This window comes from Streptomyces sp. NPDC127092, from assembly GCF_042722475.1.
Lineage (GTDB): Bacteria > Actinomycetota > Actinomycetes > Streptomycetales > Streptomycetaceae > Streptomyces.
Genome location: NZ_JBHXFE010000015.1, coordinates 71,693 through 87,985 on the forward strand (window position 1 = coordinate 71,693; position 16,293 = coordinate 87,985).

Below are 16,293 nucleotides of genomic sequence, written 5' to 3' on the forward strand. Positions count from 1 at the left end.
GCCATCCATGACACCGCCGTCGTGGGCCCCGCGGGCGCTCCGACACCTTACGAAACCCGAACGCTCCGACGGGTCGCCCACCGGCCGGCCGGCGCCGCTGACACGCTGCGCCCATGACCCGCGCCTCCCGCACGTCAGCCGACACCGCCGCCCGCGCCGCCGCCCGGACCCCCGCTCGCCCCGCCACCCGTACCGCCGTCGTCACCGCCGCCCTGTTCCTCGCGGCCCTGACGGCCGCGCTCGTGGTCCTGCTCCGGAGCGACGCGAGCGGAACGGGCTTCCTCGCCGGATACGCGGCCGCCTGGGCCCTGTTCGCGGGGGCCGTCGTGGTCCTGCGGCGCGTCCCGGCCCGCTCTGCGGTCCCGCTGGTCCTGGCCGGGGCGGTCGTGGTCACGGCCACCGGCCTCGTGGCGTCCCCGCGCACCAGCACGGACGCGTACCGGTACGCGTGGGACGGCAGGGTGCAGGCAGCGGGCGTCTCCCCGTACGACCACGCCCCCGCCGACCCCGCCCTGTCCGGCCTGCGGGATCCGTGGCTCTTCCCCGAGCGCGCCGCCTGCGCGCACGGCCGGGACCTCGCGCCGCTCGGCGACGGGCTGTGCACCCGGATCAACCGGCCCGCGGTGCACACGATTTATCCGCCGGTGGCCGAGGGCTGGTTCCTCCTGGTCCACGCCGTCTCGCCGTCCGGCGTCCGGCACAAGGCGCTCCAGACCGGCGGAGCCGTGCTGTCCCTGTCCGTCACCGGCCTGCTGGTCCTCGCCCTGCGCCGCCGGGGCGACCCGCGCCGGGCGGCCTGGTGGGCGTGGTGCCCGGCCGTTCCCGTCGAGGGGGTGAACAACGCCCACGCGGATGTCCTCGCCGTGCTGTTCTCCGTCTGTGCGCTGGTCGTCGTGGCGCGACGGCGGTCGGCGGGCGGGGCCCTGCTGGGTCTGGCGGTCGCGGCGAAGCTGCTGCCGGTGCTGCTGGTGCCGGGCGCCCTGTCCGGCGTACGGCGGCCGCGCGAGGCGGCGGCGGTCCTGGGGCCGGCGGCCGTCACGGTCGCCGCGCTGTACCTGCCGTACGTCCTGCTCTCGCGCGGTTCGGTGCTCGGCTATCTCGGCGGCTACGCCGAGGAGGAGGGTTACGACGACGCGGGCGCGGGCGGCAGGTACGCCCTGGTGCGTCTCGTGCTCCCCGACGCGTGGGCGCTGCCCGCCGTCCTGCTCGTGCTCGCGGTGGTGTCGGTCCTCGTCGTGGTGCGCGGAGATCCCGAACGGCCCTGGCGGGGCGCCCTGGTGACCACCGGGACGGCGTTCCTGCTCCTGACTCCCGGCTACTCCTGGTACGCCCTGCTGCTGGTGGCGCTCGTGGCGCTGGACGGCCGCTGGGAATGGCTCGGCGTCGCCGTGGCCGGCGCGGTCGCGTACCTCGCGGGCCCGGAGGCCGGGAGCGGTGCCGTGACCGCCGCGTACGGGACGGCGGCGGTCGCGGTGGCCGGCGGGTGGTGGGTGCGTCGGCGCCCGCGCGTCCGGCACCTCGCCCGCGGGGGCGGCGGCGGGGCCGGGCGCGTGGCCGTCAGGCGCGGGTGAGTGCGGCGGCGCCGAAGGAGACGTCGAAGCGGTCGCACCAGATGCTGACGCTGGTGTACTTGCCGAGGTCGGTGCCCGCAGGCAGGGCGTAGTTCTGGTCGCCCTTGTTGCCCTTGAGCTTGCCCAGGCTCAGGTGACGGCCGTCGTCGAAGACGCGCCAGCCGGCCACGCCCTCCTTCACCGGTGCGTCGGTCAGCAACACGTGGAGGTCCGGGCCGTTGCTGGTGTCCAGGTTCTCGATGCGGAGTGTGTGCGTGCCGTCCGGGAGTCGGATGATCTTCACGGTGCCGGAGGTGCTGTGCTCGTGGCTGATCAGTTCGCCGGAGGCCACTGCCTGCGGCGCGGCCGGCGGGGCCGAGGCGGTGCCCGTCGGCGCCGTGCCCGTCGACGCGCCCGGAGCCGCGGTGCTCGAAGCCGTGGTGGCCGGAGCGGAGGGCAGGGCCTCGCTCACGGTTTCGTCCACCCAGATCTTCCACGGCTGGAACCAGAAAAGCCCGGCGCCGAGCCCGAGCACCACCACGGCCAGGACGGCGATGGTGATTCGTCGACGTGACACCCTGCTCATGCGGTTCTCCCTGAATCGTTCCTGGTGGTGGCGGAGCCTCCATTCAACGCGCCCTGCCCGGCGTGCGTCCCGGGCCGGGCGATGACGATTTCCTTACGTCGGTTCCTGAGGGCTGCCCCGTGAAGGACCCACGACATGCGGTTCCACCAGCGAGCCGCGCCTCGTCCGGCGCGGGTGGGGGCGTGCGCTGTTCTGCCGGCGGCGGAACAGCGGCCGGACCGGGGTCGACGATCACTACAGTCCCCCCTCATGACGACGATTGCGACGCGTACGGTCGAGTACCCGGCGGACGGTTTGACGATGATCGGGCACCTCGCGCTCCCGGCCGGTGTCGACCGCCGGCCCGCGGTGCTGCTGGGACCGGAGGGCATGGGGCTCAGCGACGTCGAGCGGCGCCGGGCCGACGCTCTCGCCGAGCTGGGATACGTAGCGCTGGCCTTCGACCTTCACGGCGGGCGCTATCTGGCTGACCCGGCGGAGATGCTGGCCCGGTGCATGCCCCTGCTCGCTGATCCCGACCGGATGCGGCGCATCGGACACGCGGCACTCGACGAGTTGCGCGCCGAGCCCCGGACCGACCCCGACCGGATCGCCGCCATCGGCTACGGCACCGGGGGCGCCATCGCGCTGGAACTCGGCCGGGACGGCGTCGACCTGCGCGCGATCGGGACAGTCAACGCGACGACCACGGGCCGAGCGGGCGAGGCAGCGCGCATCCGCTGCCCGGTGTGGGCCGGGGTCGGATCGGAAGACCCGATCATGCCGCCCGAGCAACGAGAAGCGTTCGTCGCCGAGATGCGGGCCGGGGGCGTCGACTGGCGCCTCGCGGTCTATGGCGGCGCCCTGCACGCCTTCCACCACCCGCCGGTCGACCACCCCACGGTCCCCGGTGTCGGCTACCACCCGGAGCACGCGCGGCGGGCCTGGCGCGACGTCGTCGACCTGCTCGCCGAGTGCCTGTCGTGACGGCGGACCTGGGGGCATGACCCAGGCGGACACGCCGGCGCCAGGACCGGCTCGCCTCCGACCCGCTCCTCGTGGAGAACGCCGACCTCCTCGTTCCGTCGGGCGCGTGGGACGAGCCGGACCAGGCCGAGCGGACACCGCCGCGACCGCTCCGGTCGCCTGGAGGGCCGCGTCGTCTCAGTGCAGGTCCCGGCGTTCCTCGTCGGTCACGGTCGGAGCGACCGGAGGGACCACCACCCGGCGGCGGCGCAGGATGCTCGTGTACACGGCCGTGCCGATGATGCCGACGGCCATGAGGATCAGCCCCACCAGGTCGAGATCGACCCCGTCGAGCTCCCAGTCGGTCGCGAAGGTCAGTATGGCGCCGATGGCGATCAGGATGATGCAGGCTCCCAGACCCATGTTTCCTCCCTTGTCGGGTCGGATGTCGCTCGCGTACCCCCGTCCTCGGCTCTCATCCCCTCGTGCGGCGGCGGGCGGGCCGACTCCTCCGCCGCGCGGGGCCGTTGCGGAGACCGTCGCGTCGTCGGACGGGAGGGCGCGGCGGCGTCAGCAGAGCCCGAAGGGCGGTCGCAGGTAGCCGGCTTCGCCGCAGCGCGCGCGGCCGGCCGCCGCGGGGGCGAACGTCTCCTGGGGCAGGGGGAAGTCCCATGGCCCGCCCAGGACGACGGCCGCGGCCAGACGGCCGATCTCGTCGGAGCCGCGGGCCCCGTGCCCGTTGCCCCCGACGGCGACGGACAGGGTCCTCTCGGCGTCGAGATGTCCGATGTACGGGTACCGGGACGGCGTCTTGTCGACGACGCAGCACGCCTCGCGTACGGAGACCGGCGCGAGGCCGGGCAGCAGGAGCCGCGCCATCCGGGTCAGGAAGCCCGCCTGGTCCCGGGTGATGCGCTGCCGGGCGTACCAGGCACGTGCTTCGCCGGCCGTGCGCAGCTCGCGGACGACCGGCTGCATGCCCGGACCGGTCCGCAGGTACCACCGGCCGTCCGGGTAGCGGACCGGCGGGATCAGATAGGCCGACAGGTTGTCGTTCCCCGTGTCCTCGGGGTCGATGGTCACCACCGTGGGCAGGCACCGCAACCGGTCGAGGCCGTCCTCGTCGACCTCGAAGAGGAGGTTCGGCTCCGTGAAGGTCCGGAGGTCGAGTGCGTGTCCCGCCGGGAGGGCGCCGGTGTGGTTGGCCAGGGAGCCGGTGGCGAGGAGGACCTTCCCGGCCTCGACGCGGAAGCCGTTCCTCCCGTCATGGAAGGACACCTTCCAGCGGCCCGTCCTTCCGTCCCTGCGCACCTCCGTCACCGTTCCGCGCACCCGCCGGGCTCCGGACGCGACGGCCAGCTCCAGCTGGGCCCGTACCAGCTGACGCGGATTGAGGTAACCGGCGCTCTTGCGTTCCAGGAGTCAGAAGAGGTCCCAGCCCAGGCAGCGGGCGATCCGCGTCTCGTCGTGGTGCGCACCGAATGCGCCGAGACCGGCTCCGTGGGCGTCGTCGGGCCCGGTCGGCCCGATCACGCACGTGTCGGCGCCGGCCCGACTCAGGTACTTCGCTGCCGCGGCGCCGAACATGCCGGCTCCGACGACCACTACGTCACGTACCACCGCACTCCTCGTATCGCGTTTCGGGGTTCTTCGGCGAAGCCGCCGTCGGCGGGGAAGGCGCCGTTCTCATGCCGGTGGGCTGGTGGTGTCGACGAGGTGGTCGACGACGTCGGTCAGGGCGGCGTTGCGGCGGTAGGCGGCGCGCTGGCCCTCGGCGCCGCCGCCCCGGGTCCGCAGCCGGGCCCAGAGGGTGTGCACGAGATCCGTGTCGCCGTGCCGGTCGAGTGCGGGGCGCAGCCGGGACAGGAGCGCCTCGACCTGGGTGACGGCCGGGGTGAGGCGGCCCGTCGCGGGGTCTATGGTCTCGCCGGTGATGCCGTCGCGGGCAGCGCGCCAGCACGCCGCGCGCAGCATGTCGTCGGAGGGGCGGAGGGCCGGTTCTCCCGCGTCGACGGCGGTGTGGGCGGTGGCGACCATGGCCCTGGCGATGCCCGCCAGCAGGACGGTGTCGTCGGGGGTGGCGGCGGCGTCGGCGGCACGGAACTCGAGGGTGGGCACGTGGTGGGAGGGCCTGATGTGCCAGTACAGGCCTCCGCGGTCCATGAGGGCGCCGGTGGCGAGGAACGCGGCGACGAGTTCCTCGAAGTGGGACGGGGACGTGAAGTACGGCGGGGGGCCCGCGACCGGCCAACGGCCCCAGGTGGTCGTGCGCCAGCTGGCGTAGCCGGTGTCCCGGCCGTCCCAGAACGGGGAGTTGGCCGACAGGACGATCAGGAGGGGGATCCACGGGCGCAGGTGGTTGCTGATCCGCAGGGCGGTCGCCAGGTCGGGGACGCCGACGTGGATGTGGCACGCGCAGGCGATCTGTTCGTCGTCGAGGGCGCGGAAGGTCTCGGCGCTGCGGGCGTAGCGGGGTCCGTCGGCCAGCGGTGGGGGGCCGGGCGGGGCGAGGACGGGGGTTCCGGTGGAGATGACGCGCAGGCCTTGTCGTGCGGCGGCGTGGGCGAGGGACCGCCGTGTGGAGCGGACCTGGTCGGCGAGGCCGGCCAGGCTGCTGTGCGGGTCGGTGCGGGTCTCGACCTGGTAGCGGGTGATCTCGGGGCCTACCCGGTCGCCGAGTTCGCCGGCGGCTTCGGCCACCACCTTCTCGGCGTCGGCGCGCAGTTCGCGGGAGACCGGGTCGACCAGCAGGAACTCTTCTTCGACGCCGACGGTGAGCGGAGTCGCCCTCCGGGCGGGAGGCCGGGTCCGGCCACGGCGGGGTTCAGGGGATGGTGTGACGGCCGGCGTGTGCCCTGTACTCGTCATGACGGCCATGCTGGCACGCGGAAGGGCAGCCGGGCAGAAGGCAGAGTCGTCATTGACCGATACGGCGGCCGGATCACGGCGGGCCGCACGGAGGCGCGTTCGGCTCCGTGCGGCCTTCGAGCGGGAGGCGACGCCGGGTCAGCGGGGGTTGCGGCGTGGCTTGAGCGGCGTGGTGGGGAGTTCGGGTGCGGGCAGCCGGAGCGGGGTGCCGGCGTAGCCGACGACCTCGCCGAAGCGGGTGCCCGACATCCAGTCCTCCCTCGCCTGGCGGATCTCCTCGTCCGTGCGGGCGATGAAGTTCCACCACATGACGATCTCCTCCTCGAACGGCGTGCCGCCCAGCAGGACCGCCCGCGCGCGGTGGCCGGACTCGTTGGTGAGGGTGAGGGTCGTGCGTCCCGTGGGCACGTAGCCGAGTTCGGCGGGCTTGAGGACGGTGTCGGCGAGGCGCACCGCGCCCTCGTCGACGAGGAGGCCGTGCTCGAAGGCCGGGTCGACGTCGAGGGTGACGGTGGCTCCGGGGTCGACGAGGAGTTCGGCGCCGAGCAGCGGCGTGAAGGTGCGTACCGGCGAGGTGTCGCCGGCCAGCGTGCCCAGGAAGACCCTGAGTTCGGCTCCGTCGACGCGGAGCGGCTTCGGCGCGTGGTGCTGGAAGTCGCGCGGGGCGTGGCGGTGTGCGTCAGGGAGGACGAGCCACAGCTGGACGCCGTGCAGGACGGTGGTGCCGGGTGTGGAGACCTCGGAGTGGCTGATGCCGTGGCCGCCGGTCATGAGGTTGATCTCTCCCGGCCGCACGTAAGCGTGGGTGCCGAGGCTGTCGCGGTGCTCGATCTCGCCGCTGAAGAGCCAGCTCACCGTCTGCAGCCCGGTGTGCGGGTGCGGGGCCACGTCCATGCCGCCCGAGTCGGCGACGAGGTCGGGGCCGTAGTGGTCGGCGAAGCACCAGACCCCGATGAAGCTCCGGGCCCGCTGGGGCAGTGTGCGGCGCACGGTCATGGCGCGCGGGCCGCCCAGCGGGACGTCCCGTGCGGTAAGGACCTCGACCTCCGTGCCAGTCATCTCCCGACCCCTTCCCCAAGATAGTTCCATTTTCAACAATCATGGAGGATGATAGCCAGGAAGACATACCGCAACAACAGCGAAGGCGAAGGAGCACCAGGTGACTGAGACTGGGACGGCGGCTACGGCGGCCGTGGCCGCGCGGTCCGCCCGGGCGGACCGGCGGATCTACCTCGACAAGCAGAACCCCGCCGCCTACCGCGCCCTCCTGGCCACGGCCGAGACCGTCCGGAAGACCGCCGCCGAGGCGGGCCTCGACCGCGTCCTCGTGGAGCTGGTCAACCTCCGGGTCTCCCAGCTCAACGGCTGCGCCTCCTGCCTCGACGTCCACACCCGGGCCGCGCTGCGGGCCGGTGAGACCACCCGGCGCCTCGGCGTGCTCGCCGCCTGGCGGGACACCGAGCTCTTCACCGCCCGCGAGCGCGCCGCGCTCGCCCTCGCCGAGGCGACCACCCACCCGGAGCAGGCCGACGCCCAGGACCGCGCCTACGCCGAGGCCCGTCAGGTGCTGAGCGACGACGAGCTGTCCGCGGTGATCTGGGTGGCGATCACGATCAACGCCTTCAACCGGGTCTCGATCCTCAGCAAGCACCCCGTCCGCGGGTCCGCCGGCCACTGAGCCGTCCGCCCCCGGCCGTCAGGACGCCGGATAGCTGGCCACGACCTTCCCCTTCTGGTCGGCCGTCAGATAGCCCACCGCGCTGTACTCGTTGATGAGGTAGAAGCGCATCGTGGGACGGTCCTCGTTGAAGGTCCAGCGGTCGACGACGACATAACGCATCGTCGGGTTCTCCACCTTCAGCTCCTTCTCGCCGCGCCGCATCAGCGACGGAAGCGTGTCCCACGCCATGGCGCCGACGTCGAAGGGCTGGTCGTCCGGGTCGGTGCCCAGCGTCCCGCCGGGGCCGGTCCTGCGGGCCACGCCGTTGCGGAACTCCCACCGGTCGTACGTCCTCGCCCCGGGCCGGGTCGGGATGGAGGCCAGCGCGTAGCCCTCGTAGACCGTGAGTTCCTTCATGGTGGTGCTGCCGGCGGCATCACCCAGCGCCTTGACGACGCCACGGACGTTCGCCGTGGTGAGCAGGCTGCCTCGGGGTGCCGTCGTGCCCGGGTCGGCGGTGCCGGGGGCACCGGCCACGGTCGGCGTACGGCCCGCCGGAGAGGTCGCCGGCGAACTCGCGGCAGAAGAGGAGGCGCCGCCCTTCGCCCCGGTACCGCGTCCGCCGTCGGTACCGCCGTCGGGCAGCAGGTTCACCACGCCCAGCACGGCGGCGCCCGTCAGCACCACCGCGCCGGCGACCAGGCCGGCACGTCGTCCGGTACGGGACGGGGCGGGCCGCCCGAAGCCGCCGGACGGGACGGTCGGCGCGGCCCACGCCCCCGCCGGCACCGGGCCGGACGGGCCGTGCGGGCCGTGCGGGCCGGGCGGCCCGTAGGCGGGATGGGCGTACGGGGCGCCGAAACCGGCCGCGGCCGGAGGTCCGACCGGAGGTCCGACCGGAGGTCCGGCCGGAGTCCCCACCGCAGGACCGGCCGCAGGGCCCACGGGAGGCGCGGCCGGCATCGCCGCCGGCGTGCCCGCCTCGGCCTCCGCGAGCAGCCGGTCCAGGAGCGCGCCGTCAGGGCGCGCCGCCGGATCGCGCACCAGGAGCCGTTCGAGTACGGGCGTGAGCGGCCCGGACCGTACCGGTGCCGGGATCGGGTCGTCGAGCACGGCGACCACCGTCGCCAGGCTCGTGGCGCGGCGCAGCGGATGGTGGCCCTCGGTCGCCACGTACAGGAGCATGCCCAGCGACCACAGGTCGGAGGCCGGATTGCCCTCCTCGCCGCGCACGCGCTCGGGTGCGATGAACTCGGGCGAGCCGATCAGGTCGCCGGTGGACGTGAGCCGCGAGGTCGCGCCGTTGAACGCGGCGATGCCGAAGTCCGTGAGGACGGCGCCGCCGTCGGGGCGGAGCAGCACGTTGGCGGGCTTCACGTCACGGTGCTGGATGCCCGCGGCGTGCGCGGCGCGCAGCGCGGAGAGCACCTGGCGGCCCAGGGTGACCGCCTCGGCGGGCGACATCGGGCCTTCGGCGAGCCGGTCGTACAGCGAGCGGCCCTCGACGAGTTCCATGACGATCCACGGGTGCGAACCGTCACCCGGCTCGACGATGTGATGGATCGTCACGACGTGCGGGTGGGAGAGCCGGGCCAGGGCCCGTGCCTCCCGGACGGCGCGCTCACGCAGCTGCGCGGCGAAGCCGGGATCGGCCTCCGCGGCCGCCGGGTCCGGCGGCCGTACCTCTTTGAGGGCGACGTCCCGGTCGAGGGCGACGTCCCGCGCCCGCCACACCGTTCCCATGCCGCCGCTGCCCAGTCTCGCGACCAGCCGGAACCGCCCGTCCACCAGCGGTCTGCCGCCCTCACTCGTACTCATGGGCGGCATCGTAGGCGGTTCCGGTGACACCTCCGCTCCCGAGGCCCCGGGAGAACCCGGGAGGGCCCGGGAGACGGTCTACGGCGTCTCGTCCCAGTCCGGGAGGCTGTCCATGAACGAGCTGACCGAGAACACCGCACGGCCGGGGCCGGCCGGGCCGTAGCCGGGAGGCGAGCTGAGGCCGTGGGACTCCATCGTCGCCCGGTAGGCGTCGAGAAGCCGGATGTGGTACTCGAGCGGCGCGCCCGCCGGGTTGGCCTTGCCGAGCGGAGTGGTGGGCTCGGGGCACCAGGTGGTGAAGCGGGGCGTGATGCCGCGCGACATGAAGTACTCCAGGCCCTCCGTCGTGGAGGCGATGGCCTCGTCGACCGTCGTGAAGCCGAAGGGCTCGGCCATCTCCACGCCCGCCACGAAGTTGGGGATGACGTTGCGCGGGCCGAACACCTCGGCGGAGTCGAGGATCCGACGGTGCCACTCGTCGCGTCCGACGTACCGCTCCTTGCCGGGGCAGTACAGCTCGAACAGGCGCTTGTCCCACACCTCGTAGTTGGGGTGGTAGATCTGGATGCCGTAGTCCTTGAACCGCTGGACGTCGGCCTTGGGCAGCGCCTGGGCGACGACCTTGCCGATCCAGCGGCCGGGGAAGCGCTCCTCGATGGCCTGGGCGTACTGGCCGTAGAAGTCGGCCTCGTCCTTGCCGGCGACGCGGGAGGTGACGGCGCCGCCCGTGAGGGTGTACGCGGTGGAGGCGCCGGCCGTGTCGTACTTGTCGATGATCGCGAGCGCCTCGAGCACCTCCTCGACGTCCTTCACGCCGGTGTAGGGCCGGCCCGCGGCCTTGTGCTGGCGCCAGTTGTGGTTGATGTCGCAGTACTGGCACTCCTCCTTGGCACCGAAGTACTGGCAGACGCGGAAGACCGTGAGGTAGATCAGGTAGCCCCACTGGATGGTGGGTGCCACCTCCATGACGGACTTCCCGTTGGCGAGGGTGTGCCGGTAGTACTCGGGCATCGGCGGCAGGCCGACGTCCGCGATGCGGCGGCCGTCGAGGTAGAGCCCGAGCATGCCGTCCTCGCCCGCGGCCACCTTGTAGGGCGAGGACGGGTTGACGCGGACGGAGACGACGGTGCGGCGCAGCTCGTACGGCCCGCCGGTGAGCACGATCTCCTCGGGCGGGCGGCGCAGCGCGGCCTGCCCGAGCTCGGGCAGGGTGCGGTGGTCGAAGGAGAAGATGAAGTACGACTTGGGCTTGACCTCGCCCGCCGCCTCGTCGCCGGAGTCGGTGAGGGCCGAGTCGTCGAAGGCGATGCCGCCGCGCAGAAGGTCCTCCTTGATCACCGCCTCCTTCGGGACGTGCGGGAAGCGGTGCATGAGGTCTTCGACCTCGTCGGTGCGGCGGATCATGCGCGAAGACATCTCCTCGGTCGTGCGGTCGCGAGCCGGATGGGCCACTGACCACCCTAGGACGGCGCCGCCGGGGCCGGTATCCGACCCCGGTCGCACGCGTCCTCGGCCGCGGGGCGGAGGCCGGTCAGCCGCCGAGGACGACCTGGTGTCCGGTCAGTTCCAGTTCGAGCCCGTCCGGCTGGGAGCGGGCGGCGGTGAAGTCGGTGTTCGTGGGCATCGGCACCCGCCAGGTGTACGTGCTGCCGCCGAGCTCCGGGACGCGCAGCTGGAACTCGTCGGCGGCGACCGCCACGGTCGCGGTCGTGTCGATCGGCCTGCCGTCCCAGGTCCCGGTGATGCGCAGCGGCGCCGACCGGTCGCCGCCCGCACCGCCGGATCCGCCGGTGGCCGGTGCGACGGTGAGCGCGCCGCCCTTGCCGAGCAGCCGGGAGACGACTCCGGACAGGTCCTCGTAGCCGATCGTCACGCGTCCGGTGACGAGGTTGGCGCCGGCGCTGCGCGCGGTGAAGGAGGGCGCGGTCAGGTCGTGCAGGTCGAGGCTCAGCTTGCGCACGTTGAGGTGGTCGCCCCGGGCGTTGACCGTGGTGTTGACGGAGAAGTTCCCCGCGGTCAGGGTCACGTGGTCGAAGCTCAGGTCCGCGGCCTGGGTGAGGAACGGGAAGCCGTGGATCGAGAGCTCGGTGAGGCCGTTCGTCGATCCCGATCCGTAGCCGTACTTCTCCTCGACGAGGGCGACGGCCTCCTTCTCCGCGTAGTGGACGGCGATCCGGTCCACGGCGACGAAGAGCCCCGCCAGTATCACCAGCGTGACGGTGAGCACCTTCACCCAGCGCCGCTTCATTCCCGTACTCCCCCCGTGGATGCCGTGTCCGCCCCCTGCGGGCATGGCCCGGCCGATCCTAAGCGGTGCTCAGAAGTTGCCGTAGTTGACCTGCCAGGTGGGCAGGCCCATCCGGCGCCAGACGGCGACGACCCGGTCCCGGTCGTCGAGCGACACGCGGACCGCGTAGCGGGAGCGGATGTGGGCGTCGAACAGCTCGGCCTTGACGAGGTCGTCGGAGCGGCCGTCGTCGGACGCCCGCATCCACAGCTCGTCGTACGGCACCTCGTACCGCGCGAGCCAGGCCTCGGTCATCTCCCGGTGGTCCTCGCTGCGCCCGGAGAGCAGCACGATCCGGTCCTGGTGGGACGCCCGGAAGGCGCGCAGGGCCTCGCGCACGGGCACGTTGAGCAGGTCGAGGTCGCAGCGCGAGAAGTCGTACGGTCCGCGGTCGCCGCGCAGCGCGAGCGTGCCGTCGATGTCGCACAGGACGGCGGAGGGCAGCGCGGGGTCGGGGACGTACGGGGTGACGGCGGGACGGTCGTTGAGCCAGTCGCCGGTGAGCCGCCAGCCGCCGCGGGTGGCCTTGGCGTGCTTGTCGGCGAGGATGCGGATGATCTCCTCGCCGACGGGCCGGGCACGGCCGGCGTCGCGGCGGACGCACTCGTCGACGGGCACGTCGGTGAAGTCGTGCACGACGAAGGTGGCGTCGCGGCCGGCGACGGCGGCCTTGAGGCGCTTGGGGATGTGCGGGGTGAGGTGGGTGTTGTCGACGACGACGTCGAAGCCGTCGTCGACGGCGGCGCGGATCGCCGCGTCCTGGATGCCGAGCACGGTCTGCTCGTGGACGTGCGAGCGGCGTCCGTCGCCGGGCAGGTCGAGCATGGTGCGCAGGTCGTCGAGGTTGACGCGGCGCATCCGGCCCTCGGACCGCTCCTGGAGGGCGCGGGCTGCGGTGGTCTTGCCGGAGGCGGGCAGTCCGGTCATGACGTGGACCACGGGCACGGTCAGTTCTCCTCGTCGGTGGTGAAGGGGTCGGCGGTCTCGGGGCGCAGCTCGCGCCAGACCATCAGGTCGGTGCGGCGGCCGTCGAGGCGCAGGAAGAGGGCGGAGCGCAGCCGCGGGTCGGGCAGCGCCTTGGCGGCCCGGGCGAAGGCTCCCCGGTCGTCGGCGAGGTGGGCGAGCGAGGCGTAGGCCTCGTCGATCGCTCGCTCGCGGGCCGCGAAATCGTACTCCAGGCGGGTGATCACGGAACGCACCCAGGTGTCGAACTCGTCGGGGACCTGCTCCAGGAGGGCGTCGAGGGGACGGCCGCCCTGGGCGCGGACGCCGCCGAGCTCGGCCATGGACAGACCGAGGCCCTGCGCCAGGACCTTGGCGGAGGTGCCGGCGAAGCGCTGGATGCCGTGGCCGCGCCAGATGTCGCGCTCGGTGACGCCGGTGAGGACCTTGTGGAGCCGCACGTACTCGGAGATCTTCGCCTTGGCGCGGACTCCGGACGCGAAGCGCAGCACGAAGCCCTCGGCGTCGGTGCCGGTGGACGGGCTGCCGTCGGGGAGCGTGCTGGTCTCGGTGAGCTTCAGGAGTTCGTCGAGCGCGATCGGCGGGTGGACGGTGACGACGGAGCCGATGCCCTGCCAGGCGCCGGCGGCCTCGGCGAGCGGCGTCTCGGTGCCGTCCGGGCCGAAGGCGGCGAGCAGCACGAGGTCACGCCGGCCGCCGTAGTCGACGACGATCCGGTTCTCGGGGTAGACGATCTCCATGAGGTACGTCGTCCCCGGGACCAGCTCCGAGGTGTCGGCGGCGTCGAGCCGGCGCTGCGCCCAGGTGGCCTGGGTGCTGACGAAGGAGCCCTTGGAGGCGACGTGCCACCGGCCGTCGTAGTGGAAGACCACGCCGAGGCTGCCGTCGACCTTCTCGTAGACCTCGAAGGGCTCGTCGGGGAGCGCGGGCGCGTAGGGGCGGTCGCTCTCGTGCTCGGAGACGTTGAAGAACTTGGGCAGCGGGAGGGCGACGACGCGGCCGGTGCGGTCGTCGGCGACGAGGCCGCGGCAACGGGTGGTGACCTGGTTCCACACGCCTTCGTACTGGCACACGCGCGTGTACGTGTAGAGGGACAGCGGCAGCGTGGGGTGCGGCTTGCGGGTCACGTGTCCGGACGCGAGCGCCGCCGCCAGTTCGTCCGGCGGCAGCAGCGTGTCGAGAGTCAGGCCGGCCTGGCTCATGGGTTCCCTCCCCTGTTTCGAGGAGGCTCATTCTTCTGTCCCGTCGCGGGCCCGACCAGCGAATTTCCCGTCCACGAGTGGGTCCGGCATCCGAACCCGGGACCGGGGGCGGGCGTCCGCCCCCGTAGACTCGCGGTCCTGAAGGACGTCGGAGAAGGCCGAGGAAGCGAGCGCAATGAACTACGCGGACACCACCGCCCCCATCTATGCCGAGCTCATACGCGAGCAGGGGGACGTCCCCGGTGACGTACGCCGGACCGCCGAAGAGGTGATGCGCGACCTCAGCCGTGTGATCCAGATGCCGCCGGCCGGACTGGGCCCGTCCGGTGTGCCGATGCAGTAGCCGCACCGCCGGTACGGTCACGGCGGACGACCAGGGGGCGTGAGCATGACGGGTGCCGACAGCACGGGCGGGACCGGCGGCGCGGGCGGGAACGGTGGCGCGGATCACGACCGCGTACGGCGGAGCTACGACGCCGTGGCCGAGGAGTACCGCGTCCGGATCGGCGACGAGCTGGACGGCAAGCCGCTCGACCGGGCGCTGTTGGGCGCGCTGGCCGAGCAGGCCGGCGACGGAGCCCGGCTGGCCGATCTGGGCTGTGGGCCCGGGCACGTCTCCGCGTGGCTGGCCGGTCGCGGTGCGACCGTGGTCGGTGTCGACCTCTCCCCCGCCATGGTGGCGATCGGCCGTGAACGGCACCCCGAGGTCGAGTTCCGCGAGGGCGACCTGCTGCGGCTTCCGGCCGGGGACGGCGAGTTCGACGCGGCCGTCGCGCTGTACTCGCTCATCCACCTCGCGCCGGACGAGCTCGCCCCTGCCCTCACGGAGATCCGGCGGGTGCTGCGCCCGGGCGGCGGGCTCCTGGTCGCCTTCCACATCGGCACCGAGGTGAGGAACCTCACCGAATGGTGGGGGCACGAGGTGGATGTCGACTTCCACTTCCTGGAGCCGTCCGCCGTCGCGTCGGCACTGCGGGAGGCGGGCTTCCGGATCGAGGCCCGGCTGGAGCGGGCTCCCTATCCGCACGAGGCGGAGACACGACGGGCCTGTCTGCTGGCCCGCCGGGAGGACTGAACGCAGAGGACCCGGGAGCGTCGACGACGCATGGCGGGGGGCGGACGGCCGCTGGTATACCAACTTGGTATACAAGTCGGCGTCCGTCTGATCGTCTCGCCAGGAGGCCCCGTGTCGTCCCCGCAGCCCGCGACCGCCACCGCCACCGCCACCGTGTTCCGGAACGTGCGTCCCTTCGGCGGTGCGGCCGTCGACCTCGTGGCCGTCGACGGGGTCCTGGTGGACGCCGTGCCGGACGGGGCCGTGGTGGAGACGGTCGACGGCGCCGGCCTGATGGCGCTGCCGACCCTGGTCGACGCACATGTCCACCCGGACAAGACCGCGTGGGGCGAGCCCTGGCACAGCCGCCGCGCTGCCGGGGGCATCGCCGAGTACGTGGCGGGCGACGTGGAGCTGGCTCGCGCGCTGCCCACGCCCGTGGCCGGGCGGGCCTACCGGCTGATGGCGCACGCGGCGGCGCAGGGCACCCGGGCAATGCGGGCCCACGCCGACGTGGCGCCCGCCTTCGGGCTGGCGGGCCTGGAGGGTGTCGCCGAGGCCCGGGAGCGGCTGCGCGGCATCGTGGACGTGGAGCTCGTCGCCTTCCCTCAGCACGGCGTGGTGCGCACGCCGGGTGTGGCGGAGCTCCTTGCCGAGGCGGCGAAGAGCGGGCTGATCACGCACGTCGGCGGGATCGACCCGGCCGGTTTCGACGCGAGCGGTGGCGCGGGGGCCGCGGACGGCGACCAGCTCGGGACGGTGTTCGCGCTGGCGGAGCGCCACGGCCTGGGGCTCGACATCCATCTGCACGACCGGGGCGAGACCGGTCTCGCGCCGCTGCGGGAGATCGCCGCTCGCACCAGGGCGCTGGGCCTCCAGGGGAAGGTGAGCGTCGCGCACGCCTTCGCGGTGGCCGAGCTGTCCGGCCGGGAGCTCGACGAGACGGCCGACCTGCTCGCCGACGCCGGCGTGTCGCTGACCACGGTCGCGCTGTCCTCCGTCACGGTCCTGCCGTTCCGGCGCCTCGCCGAGCGCGGGGTGCGGGTCGGGCTCGGCTCGGACGGCGTGCGGGACAACTGGAGTCCGTTCGGCAACGCCGACATGCTGCACCGGGCGTGGCTGACGGGCTGGGCCCTCGACGCCCGGCTCGACGAGGACCTCGAGGCCTGCTTCGCGCTGGCCGCGCACGGCGGCGCTGAGCTGCTCGGGCTGCCCCGGGCGGACCTGCGGCCCGGTGCGCCCGCCGACTTCATGCTGGTCGAGGGCGAGTGCGTGCCGCAGGCCGTGGTGGACCTGCCGCGCCGCGATCTGGTGGTGCGGGCGGGCCGGGTCGTGGCCCGCGACGGCGCCCTGGTCTGAG

Annotated in this window: 17 protein-coding genes; 6 read left to right on the top strand and 11 right to left on the bottom strand. The window is 73.4% G+C overall.

The features are described from left to right. Positions 1–113 precede the first annotated feature (113 nt). Positions 114–1,571, top strand: coding sequence for a glycosyltransferase 87 family protein (locus ACFWJO_RS15065; RefSeq protein ID WP_386865141.1), 1,458 nt, complete (start codon positions 114–116; stop codon positions 1,569–1,571). Here the strand turns inward: ACFWJO_RS15065 and ACFWJO_RS15070 are convergent. Beyond that, positions 1,558–2,136, bottom strand: coding sequence for a DM13 domain-containing protein (locus ACFWJO_RS15070; RefSeq protein WP_386865142.1), 579 nt, complete (start codon positions 2,134–2,136; stop codon positions 1,558–1,560). The two genes, ACFWJO_RS15065 and ACFWJO_RS15070, sit on opposite strands and share 14 nt — an antisense overlap. A gap of 249 nt (positions 2,137–2,385) precedes the next feature. Here ACFWJO_RS15070 and ACFWJO_RS15075 point away from each other — a divergent pair, with 249 nt between their 5' ends. Continuing rightward, positions 2,386–3,102, top strand: a complete 717-nt coding sequence (locus ACFWJO_RS15075) for a dienelactone hydrolase family protein (RefSeq protein ID WP_386865143.1) — start codon at positions 2,386–2,388, stop codon at positions 3,100–3,102. Between the two features lie 177 nt (positions 3,103–3,279). On the opposite strand, the gene ACFWJO_RS15080 is transcribed toward ACFWJO_RS15075, so the two are convergent. From ACFWJO_RS15080 to ACFWJO_RS15100, 5 genes are all read right to left on the bottom strand, one after another. Beyond that, positions 3,280–3,504: a DUF6458 family protein gene (locus ACFWJO_RS15080; RefSeq protein ID WP_386865144.1), complete on the bottom strand. Its 225-nt coding sequence runs from the start codon at positions 3,502–3,504 to the stop codon at positions 3,280–3,282. Positions 3,505–3,651: 147 nt separating this feature from the next. Then, positions 3,652–4,500 (bottom strand): NAD(P)/FAD-dependent oxidoreductase, encoded by an 849-nt coding sequence (locus ACFWJO_RS15085; RefSeq protein ID WP_386865268.1) that lies wholly within the window; start codon positions 4,498–4,500, stop codon positions 3,652–3,654. Positions 4,501–4,503: 3 nt separating this feature from the next. Continuing rightward, on the bottom strand, positions 4,504–4,701 hold the full coding sequence (locus tag ACFWJO_RS15090) for an FAD-dependent oxidoreductase (protein WP_386865145.1): 198 nt from the start codon (positions 4,699–4,701) through the stop codon (positions 4,504–4,506). A 66-nt stretch (positions 4,702–4,767) separates the two neighbouring features. Further along, complete coding sequence (locus tag ACFWJO_RS15095; RefSeq protein ID WP_386865146.1) at positions 4,768–5,949, bottom strand: glutamate--cysteine ligase; 1,182 nt, start codon at positions 5,947–5,949, stop codon at positions 4,768–4,770. 138 nt (positions 5,950–6,087) lie between these two features. Continuing rightward, entirely contained in the window at positions 6,088–7,008 is a 921-nt protein-coding gene (locus ACFWJO_RS15100) for a pirin family protein (RefSeq protein ID WP_386865147.1), read from the bottom strand. 100 nt (positions 7,009–7,108) lie between these two features. On the opposite strand from ACFWJO_RS15100, the gene ACFWJO_RS15105 reads away from it, so the two are divergent. Further along, a complete protein-coding gene (locus tag ACFWJO_RS15105; protein WP_386865148.1) occupies positions 7,109–7,627 on the top strand; it encodes a carboxymuconolactone decarboxylase family protein in 519 nt (172 codons plus the stop codon). A gap of 18 nt (positions 7,628–7,645) precedes the next feature. Here the strand turns inward: ACFWJO_RS15105 and ACFWJO_RS15110 are convergent, their stop codons facing one another. The 5 genes from ACFWJO_RS15110 to ACFWJO_RS15130 all read right to left on the bottom strand — a co-directional run bounded on the left by ACFWJO_RS15110 (position 7,646) and on the right by ACFWJO_RS15130 (position 13,879). Beyond that, complete coding sequence (locus ACFWJO_RS15110; protein WP_386865149.1) at positions 7,646–9,427, bottom strand: serine/threonine-protein kinase; 1,782 nt, start codon at positions 9,425–9,427, stop codon at positions 7,646–7,648. Positions 9,428–9,505: 78 nt separating this feature from the next. Further along, the gene (locus ACFWJO_RS15115; protein WP_386865150.1) at positions 9,506–10,831 is read right to left on the bottom strand and encodes a radical SAM protein; all 1,326 of its coding nucleotides are present in this window, start codon (positions 10,829–10,831) and stop codon (positions 9,506–9,508) included. Between the two features lie 127 nt (positions 10,832–10,958). Beyond that, complete coding sequence (locus ACFWJO_RS15120; RefSeq protein WP_386865151.1) at positions 10,959–11,675, bottom strand: DUF2993 domain-containing protein; 717 nt, start codon at positions 11,673–11,675, stop codon at positions 10,959–10,961. A gap of 69 nt (positions 11,676–11,744) precedes the next feature. Then, the gene (locus ACFWJO_RS15125; protein ID WP_386865152.1) at positions 11,745–12,659 is read right to left on the bottom strand and encodes an AAA family ATPase; all 915 of its coding nucleotides are present in this window, start codon (positions 12,657–12,659) and stop codon (positions 11,745–11,747) included. A 2-nt stretch (positions 12,660–12,661) separates the two neighbouring features. Then, positions 12,662–13,879: an RNA ligase gene (locus ACFWJO_RS15130; protein WP_386865153.1), complete on the bottom strand. Its 1,218-nt coding sequence runs from the start codon at positions 13,877–13,879 to the stop codon at positions 12,662–12,664. A gap of 175 nt (positions 13,880–14,054) precedes the next feature. Here ACFWJO_RS15130 and ACFWJO_RS15135 point away from each other — a divergent pair, with 175 nt between their 5' ends. From ACFWJO_RS15135 to ACFWJO_RS15145, 3 genes are read left to right on the top strand one after another with little or no spacing between them, the layout of a single operon-like run. Beyond that, on the top strand, positions 14,055–14,222 hold the full coding sequence (locus tag ACFWJO_RS15135) for a hypothetical protein (RefSeq protein ID WP_386865154.1): 168 nt from the start codon (positions 14,055–14,057) through the stop codon (positions 14,220–14,222). A 45-nt stretch (positions 14,223–14,267) separates the two neighbouring features. Next, positions 14,268–14,954 (top strand): class I SAM-dependent methyltransferase, encoded by a 687-nt coding sequence (locus tag ACFWJO_RS15140; RefSeq protein WP_386865155.1) that lies wholly within the window; start codon positions 14,268–14,270, stop codon positions 14,952–14,954. 30 nt (positions 14,955–14,984) lie between these two features. Continuing rightward, positions 14,985–16,292: an amidohydrolase gene (locus ACFWJO_RS15145; RefSeq protein ID WP_386865156.1), complete on the top strand. Its 1,308-nt coding sequence runs from the start codon at positions 14,985–14,987 to the stop codon at positions 16,290–16,292. The last annotated feature ends 1 nt before the right edge of the window (position 16,293 follow it).